Below are 6,769 nucleotides of genomic sequence, written 5' to 3' on the forward strand. Positions count from 1 at the left end.
TGCGGGGGGCGCCCGTGCTGCGGATGGCCTTCGGCTACGGCGCGCGCGTGCCGGCCAGCGGCGTCGGCGCAATCACCGTCACCGGAGGCAGCTCCATTTGGGCGAAGGCGCTTGATGGATCGATCGCAAGCCCCACGACAATTGCGGACGCCACGGCGGACGTTTGCCGCCCCCAGTGGCAACCGCCCCGCCCCTTACGCATAAACCGTCTCCCCTAAGCACCTTTTTTGGGCAGCGTTTGAGCTCGTGTGGCCGTTTCAACGCCTCTGTTTCACCCACCGCTTAGGTTGTCGGATTCTGGCTTGTTTGTCATGCAGTTAAGCTCCCGGTCTCAGTCGGGAAGAATTCCCGCCCGTGCCAGGAAGCGTCGGCAGCCGAGCGCTCCAGCTCAGCCCGGTCGCGCAGCAAAGCCGAACGTCAGGTCGGCTCGAACTGCCGTCCCTGCTGGTAATCGGCCAGCGCCTTGCGCGCCACGATACCGAGTTCGCCGAGCAGAGTGTGACCGATCAGGGCGGAGTCCGCCAGCTTCCTGGCAATGAAGGCCCGCACCTCATGATCGCCGCCATAAGGGAGAGTGCGGCAGGTCTCGTCCAGCACGCGCTCCATCCGGGCGTGGATGCGGTCCATTGGCGCTGTCGCTGGTCTGGTCGGGCTGCGAAGAAGCATGGTCTTTCCCTGAAGGCGACGACGACTACAGCGGACGGAGTTAACAGTCTATTGCGCACAAATCCGCTGCGCGGCCTTGCGATCAAATCCGCGTCACCGCGCCGAGCATCGCGGATGCCTGCGCATCGCCCTTGAAGGCTCCCGTTCGGGTTGTATAATCGTTGCGACCGGGTGCTTCATGTGGCGGAAGAATCACCGTTACAAGATAACACTGGTCCAACATGTCATCGCCTGCGATGCCCTCTGTCCGACCGCTTCAGTTCATCGTACGCGGGGCCAACAAGGAGGAGCACATGAACAATGCGACCATTCAGAAATGCACGGCCGAGGCCATCGGGACCTTCTGGCTCACCTTTGGCGGCTGCGGCAGCGCGGTGATCGCGGCGAAATTCCCTGAAGTGGGAATCGGGCTGGTCGGCGTCGCGCTCGCGTTCGGCTTGACGGTGCTGACGATGGCCTATGCCATCGGGCACATCTCCGGATGCCATCTCAACCCGGCGGTCACGGTCGGGCTGTGGGCGGGCGGCCGCTTCCCAAGTCGGGACGTGGTGCCCTACGTGATCGCGCAGGTGATCGGCGCCATTATCGCCGCGGCGATCCTGTATGCGATCGCGAGCGGCGCACCTGGCTTCGACGTCAGCAAGGGGTTTGCGGCCAACGGCTATGGCGTCCATTCGCCAGGTCAATACAGCCTGTTCTCGTGCTTGCTGGCCGAGGTGGTGCTCACCGCGATGTTCCTGTTCGTCATCATGGGCTCGACCCACGGCAAGGCGCCGGTCGGCTTCGCCCCGATCGCCGTCGGGCTTTGCCTGACGCTGATCCATCTCGTCGGCATCCCGATCACCAACACCTCGGTCAATCCGGCGCGCAGCACGGGTCCGGCGTTGTTCGTCGGCGGCTGGGCCCTGGCGCAGCTCTGGCTGTTCTGGGTGGCGCCGCTGGTCGGCGGCGCGCTGGGCGGGCTGCTGTACCGCCGGCTGAGCGAGCAGCCCTCCGCCGAAGTGACCGGTCTCGCGCCTAGCGTTCCGGCGGAATGACCGCCTGATCGCGGACACGGGCGCGCCGACCGCAAGTGACGACGCACCCGAGCTGCACGGCTCGGGGCGTCGTTTGCTGTCGCCAATGACCGAAACGCACACCGGAAACGCGCCTCGCACGCTGGCGGCGACAGCCTGCCATGCTACTCTCGGACTCGAGCTCCCGCCGCCCCTGCCCTTCGCAGGCCCGCGCGCGCTCCAGTGCAAAATGACCGAGGATAGCTGCAAGGATCATGACACCGCCATTCGTCCCCCGCATCACCCTTTATCGACGCTGGCTCAAGGAGCAGCGCGGTCTGAGCTTCGAGAGCTATGAGGCGCTGCGACAATGGTCGGTGACCGACCTCGATCAATTCTGGCGAACGATCTGGGACTATTACGACCTGCAATCGGCGACCCCGGTCGAGACCGTTCTGGCCGAACGCAAGATGCCCGGCGCGGTATGGTTTCCCGGCACCAAGGTCAACTACGCCCATCAGGTCTTCCGCCACGTGGCGCCGGCGCATGCCGCCGGCCTGCCGGCGATCGTCAGCGCCGGCGAGGATGGCGTGCTCAAGGAACTGAGCTGGCCGGAGCTGCGCCGCCAGGCCGCGGCGCTCGCCGTGCACTTGCAGGCGCAGGGCGTCGGTCCCGGCGACCGCATCGCCGCCTATCTGCCGAACATCCCGGAGGCGATCATCGCCTTCCTCGCCTGCGCCAGCCTGGGGGCGATCTGGAGTATCTGCGCGCCCGACATGGCCGCGCCGGCGGTAATCGACCGTTTCCGGCAGATCGAGCCGAAGGTGCTGATCGCCTGCGATGCCGTCGTTTATGCCGGCAAGCGGCACGACCGGGCCGGCGTGGTCGAGGATATCAGGCGCTCACTGCCGAGCCTCACCCATGTCATTCGGCACGGCGATGGAAATACCGCGAGTTCGGATCCGCAGCTCGCGGCGATCCTGGCCGGCACCGGTGCCGCGATCGACGCGTTCGAACCGGCGTGGCTGCCATTCGATCATCCGCTCTGGATCGTCTATTCCAGCGGTACCACCGGCCTGCCCAAGCCGATCGTGCATGGCCATGGCGGCGTCATGCTGGTCGGCCTGCCGCTGCTGTCGCTGCATAACGACATCGGCTGCAGCTATCAGGCGAACTCATTCGGTGAGCGCTTCCATTGGTACAGCTCGACCGGCTGGATCATGTGGAATTCGCAGGCTGCCGGCCTTCTCAACGGCACCACCTGCTGCATCTTCGACGGCAGCCCCGGCGGCTCGAAGGACAAGCCCGACTGGACCACGCTGTGGCGCTTCGTCAGCCGGTCCAACGCGACCTTCTTCGGCGCCGGCGCGGCGTTCTTCGCCAACTGCATGAAGGCCGATATCGATCTCAACGCCTGCGGCGACCTCTCTCGCCTGCGCGCGCTCGGTTCGACCGGTTCGCCACTCGGCGCCGACACTCAAGCCTGGTTCAATACGCGCTTCGCAGCGCTGGCCGCGACCAACGGCTCCAGCGCGCAGAAGGACATGTGGTGGGCGAACATCTCCGGCGGCACCGATTTCGCCGGCGCCTTCATCGGCGGCAATCGCGAGCTGCCGCAAACACCAGGCGCGATGCAATGCCGGCTGCTCGGCTGCGCGGTCGAAGCCTTTGATGAGCAGGGCCGACCTGCGATCGGCGAAGTCGGCGAGCTCGTCTGCACCGAGCCTCTGCCCTCGATGCCGCTGCGGTTCTGGAATGACGCCGGAGACGCGCGCTATCGCGCCAGCTACTTCGAGACCTATCCGGACAATTTCGACGGCAGCGGCCGCGGGCCAGTCTGGCGTCATGGCGACTGGCTGAAGATCGAGCCGGACGGCTCTTGCGTCATCTACGGCCGCAGCGACGCCACCATCAACCGCCATGGCCTGCGGATGGGAACGAGCGAGCTCTATACCGCGATCGAGGCGCTGCCTGAGGTGCTGGACTCGCTGGTGGTCGATCTCGAATATCTCGGACGCAACAGCTACATGCCGCTGTTTGTGGTGCTACGGCCGGGCATCGATCTGGACGCACCAATGAAGAGCCGCATCAACGGCGCCATCGAGGCCGGAGTCTCCCGACGGTTTTTGCCGAACGAGATCTTTGCCGTCGCCGAGATCCCGCGCACGCTCTCTGGCAAGAAGCAGGAGCTGCCGATCAAGAAGCTGCTGCTGGGCCAGCCGATCGAGAAGGTCGTCAACAAGGACGCGATGGCCAATCCGGCGTGCCTGGACTGGTACCTGAACTTCGCGCAGAATTATCTCGCGAGCAGCAACTGCTAGTCAGTGCGCGGGTAGCACCGTCCGGCGGCGCGCGAGGAGCGCGATGCCGCCGGAACGTACGTTCGCCTTGGCGTCGACCTTCTGCTACGGGGCCAGGCGACATGAAGTCTAGCAACCTCGCAATCAATTCCTGTTCGCCGTCTCGATGCCTCGGATCATCGAATAAATCTGGCCAGCCGGCGGAGTCCTTCTCGTACGATCGGGTTGGACGGAAAGGCCATCGCGCGGTGGTACAGCCAGAATTGACAATCTTGGTACTGTTTTATGATCCGGCACAACGCATCTCTTCGCTAGCAACGGCGGCCGGAGCGATCCCGACCCATCAGGCTTGGTGGGAGGCGGAATGCAAACAGGGCAGATCGCAGGCACGGAGACAGGCGTTTCACGCGCCCTGACAGTTTGTCGATAGCCGACGCGTCCGCGCGCTCTGCAACATTTCCAGCAAGAGACAAATGACCGAGGGGAAAACAACATGAAAGCAATCGTGGTGACGGACAAGGCCGCCGGAACGGCCGGGATGAAGCTTGTGGAGCGGCCCGAGCCGCAAGCAGCGATCAACGACGTCCTCGTTCAGGTTCATGCGTCGCGATTCGTCCCGACCGAGTTAGAGTGGCCTTCGACTTGGACCGATCGCAATGGCCGTGACCGAACGCCGTCGATCCCTGGGCACGAGCTGGCTGGAGTGGTCACTGCCCTCGGTTATGGCACGACAGGGCTCTCGGTGGGGCAGCGGGTGTTCGGTCTCGCGGACTGGTATCGCGACGGCACCCTGGCGGAGCTTGTTGCCATGGAGGCCCGCAACCTCGCGCCGCTGCCGGGCGACGTCGACTTCGTCGTGGGCGCAAGCCTGCCGATCTCGGGCCTGACCGCTTGGCAAGGCTTGTTCCAGCACGGCCGCATTCAGGCGGGCCAGAGCGTCCTCGCACACGGCGCGGCGGGCGCGGTCGGGTCGATGGTGACGCAACTCGCACGAGAGGCCGGCGCCTACGTGATCGGCACGGGACGCGCCGCCGACCGTCAAACGGTGCTCGACTTCGGCGCCAAAGAGTTCCTCGACCTCGACAACGAGGCTCTGGAAGACATCGGCCAAGTCGATCTGGTGTTCGATGTCATCGGCGGTGAGATCCAGAAGCGGTCCGCAAGCCTCGTTCGCGCCGGAGGAACACTGGTGACCGTCGTCGGGCCTGCCGAGGTGCGGCCCTCCGACGGTCTGGCGGTCGACTTCGTCGTCGAGCCCGATCGTGCCCAACTAAATGAGATCGTCCAGCGCGTGCGGGACGGACGACTGAAGACGAACATCGGTCACGTCTCGCCCCTCGACGATGCCGTCGCTGCCTTAACTCCGGCCGAGCGACGCAAGGGGAAGACGATCATTCGCGTTCGTTCCTGATCGACGCACGCGCGGGGCCGTTACCACGGTGACCTTCGAAGAAAGAGGCGACAAGACAGTGATCGTCATGCACGACCTCTATCCCTCGATAGGAAGCTCTCGACGCCGCGATCGCCTCCGGGAGTACAAGTGGATTTGGCAAGTCGTTCGAGCAACTCGACGAGCTTTTCGTCACCTTGGGCGGCACGATGAGGCGGTCATGACGTCGTCGATCCCGCGGTCCGCGAAGCAGAGCTACCGATCAAGACGCTGCTATCGGTCCATCTGAGGCCGAACCGTCGTTGGCCCGAAGTTCGCGACCGACATGGCCCACTGCCTATTGCGATAACGCGGCGGCCGTCGCCGGACTTCCGCGTGGCCGCAGAATGGCACCGCCGCGCCAGCGTTCGGCGAGCCACGGCGCGAGCAGCAGCAACACGGCATTGACGAGCTGTGCCAGCTCAGCCGGCCTTGGGTCACCGAGCACGCCCCGCATGAGCAAAACAACAGAGCCGGCCAACACCAGATGCACGACCACGCCACATCCGACGAGGAAGGCCAGCGCCCTGTAGCTCAGGTCATTCTCGCCGAACAGCGTGGAGGCGGCCCACGTGCACAGCGGCAGGAAGGATGAAAACGGCCGTCAGCCAACCCGGATTGTAGATCGCTTTCCTGGCCAGCCCCGCGATGACATGGACGAGGGCATTGACGAAGATCACGCCGTACAACGAAAGTCCTACGAGCGGATGCCGCCGGCTAAGCACGGCTGCCACGGCCCGACGAACCCGAACATCGGCACGTCGACCGCAACGAAGAACAGTGGCGGGACAGGACAATCCGGATAGGGCAAGTGGCCGAAGATGGCACAGGCGTCGCCCGGGAACGCATAGATCGGGCCCCAGAGGTCGATGCCGTATTCTTCGACATTGTGGAGCAGATAGGCAACGGCAGCCGCCCATGACAGCCACACCAGATCCCGCCATCGGGACACGCTCAGATCTCCGCGCAGCGTCAGTGCCGAACATCAGCGCCAGCAGCATGATCGCCGCAACAAGCCCGATCCACGGAAAGAAAGTCTCGAACCAGCTCATGGCTGATCTCCCGGCGTTCAACAGCAGCGCAGCGGGTAGCACGGACAAGCCGAACGCGTGTCCGCCTTGCATACCGATCGTCAGCCTCGGGTCGAAAAGACGCCGACCTGCCTCGTCGAAGCGGACGGCCGCCACTTTAAAGCCCGGTTTTTCCCGACGATGAGCAAAGTCGTATTGCCGCACGTTGGTCCCGCATTCAAGATGAGGAGCCCATCATGTCGAGACAAGCAATCGCGTTTGTATTGGTACTGGCGGCCGCTGCGGCCAACGCGCAAGAGACCAAGTCTGAACAATCGCAGACCCCGGCCGTCGCCAGCGCCAATGGAA

At 64.5% G+C, this 6,769-nt stretch carries 7 protein-coding genes; 3 read left to right on the forward strand and 4 right to left on the reverse strand.

The genetic code is table 11. From position 1 onward, the window contains the following. Positions 1-417: 417 nt before the first annotated feature. A complete protein-coding gene (locus tag WA702_RS28275) occupies positions 418-627 on the reverse strand; it encodes a hypothetical protein (RefSeq protein ID WP_425113837.1) in 210 nt (69 codons plus the stop codon). A gap of 332 nt (positions 628-959) precedes the next feature. Here WA702_RS28275 and aqpZ point away from each other — a divergent pair, with 332 nt between their 5' ends. From aqpZ to WA702_RS28290, 3 genes are all read left to right on the forward strand, one after another. Further along, complete coding sequence (gene aqpZ / locus WA702_RS28280) at positions 960-1,703, forward strand: aquaporin Z (protein ID WP_425113838.1); 744 nt, start codon at positions 960-962, stop codon at positions 1,701-1,703. Positions 1,704-1,936: 233 nt separating this feature from the next. Continuing rightward, entirely contained in the window at positions 1,937-3,982 is a 2,046-nt protein-coding gene (locus WA702_RS28285) for an acetoacetate--CoA ligase (RefSeq protein ID WP_425113839.1), read from the forward strand. A gap of 472 nt (positions 3,983-4,454) precedes the next feature. Then, positions 4,455-5,372 (forward strand): NADP-dependent oxidoreductase, encoded by a 918-nt coding sequence (locus tag WA702_RS28290; RefSeq protein WP_425113840.1) that lies wholly within the window; start codon positions 4,455-4,457, stop codon positions 5,370-5,372. A gap of 316 nt (positions 5,373-5,688) precedes the next feature. On the opposite strand, the gene WA702_RS28295 is transcribed toward WA702_RS28290, so the two are convergent. Genes WA702_RS28295 through WA702_RS28305 form a run of 3 tightly spaced genes read right to left on the reverse strand, consistent with a single transcriptional unit; the run spans position 5,689 to position 6,342 of the window. After that, entirely contained in the window at positions 5,689-5,889 is a 201-nt protein-coding gene (locus WA702_RS28295; RefSeq protein WP_425113841.1) for a hypothetical protein, read from the reverse strand. Positions 5,890-5,929: 40 nt separating this feature from the next. Next, positions 5,930-6,124 (reverse strand): HXXEE domain-containing protein, encoded by a 195-nt coding sequence (locus WA702_RS28300; RefSeq protein WP_425113842.1) that lies wholly within the window; start codon positions 6,122-6,124, stop codon positions 5,930-5,932. Beyond that, positions 6,088-6,342, reverse strand: a complete 255-nt coding sequence (locus tag WA702_RS28305) for a hypothetical protein (protein WP_425113843.1) — start codon at positions 6,340-6,342, stop codon at positions 6,088-6,090. The genes WA702_RS28300 and WA702_RS28305 overlap by 37 nt, the downstream gene beginning before the upstream one ends. Between the last annotated feature and the right edge of the window lie 427 nt (positions 6,343-6,769).

Source organism: Bradyrhizobium sp., assembly GCF_049798375.1.
In the GTDB taxonomy this organism is placed as follows: domain Bacteria; phylum Pseudomonadota; class Alphaproteobacteria; order Rhizobiales; family Xanthobacteraceae; genus Bradyrhizobium.

Excerpts from the sequence above, each read along its gene's own strand:
- WA702_RS28275 (WP_425113837.1), bottom strand. The coding sequence starts at position 627 with ATGGACCGCATCCACGCCCGGATGGAGCGCGTGCTGGACGAGACCTGC.
- aqpZ (WP_425113838.1), top strand. The coding sequence starts at position 960 with ATGAACAATGCGACCATTCAGAAATGCACGGCCGAGGCCATCGGGACC.
- WA702_RS28285 (WP_425113839.1), top strand. The coding sequence starts at position 1,937 with ATGACACCGCCATTCGTCCCCCGCATCACCCTTTATCGACGCTGGCTC.
- WA702_RS28290 (WP_425113840.1), top strand. The coding sequence starts at position 4,455 with ATGAAAGCAATCGTGGTGACGGACAAGGCCGCCGGAACGGCCGGGATG.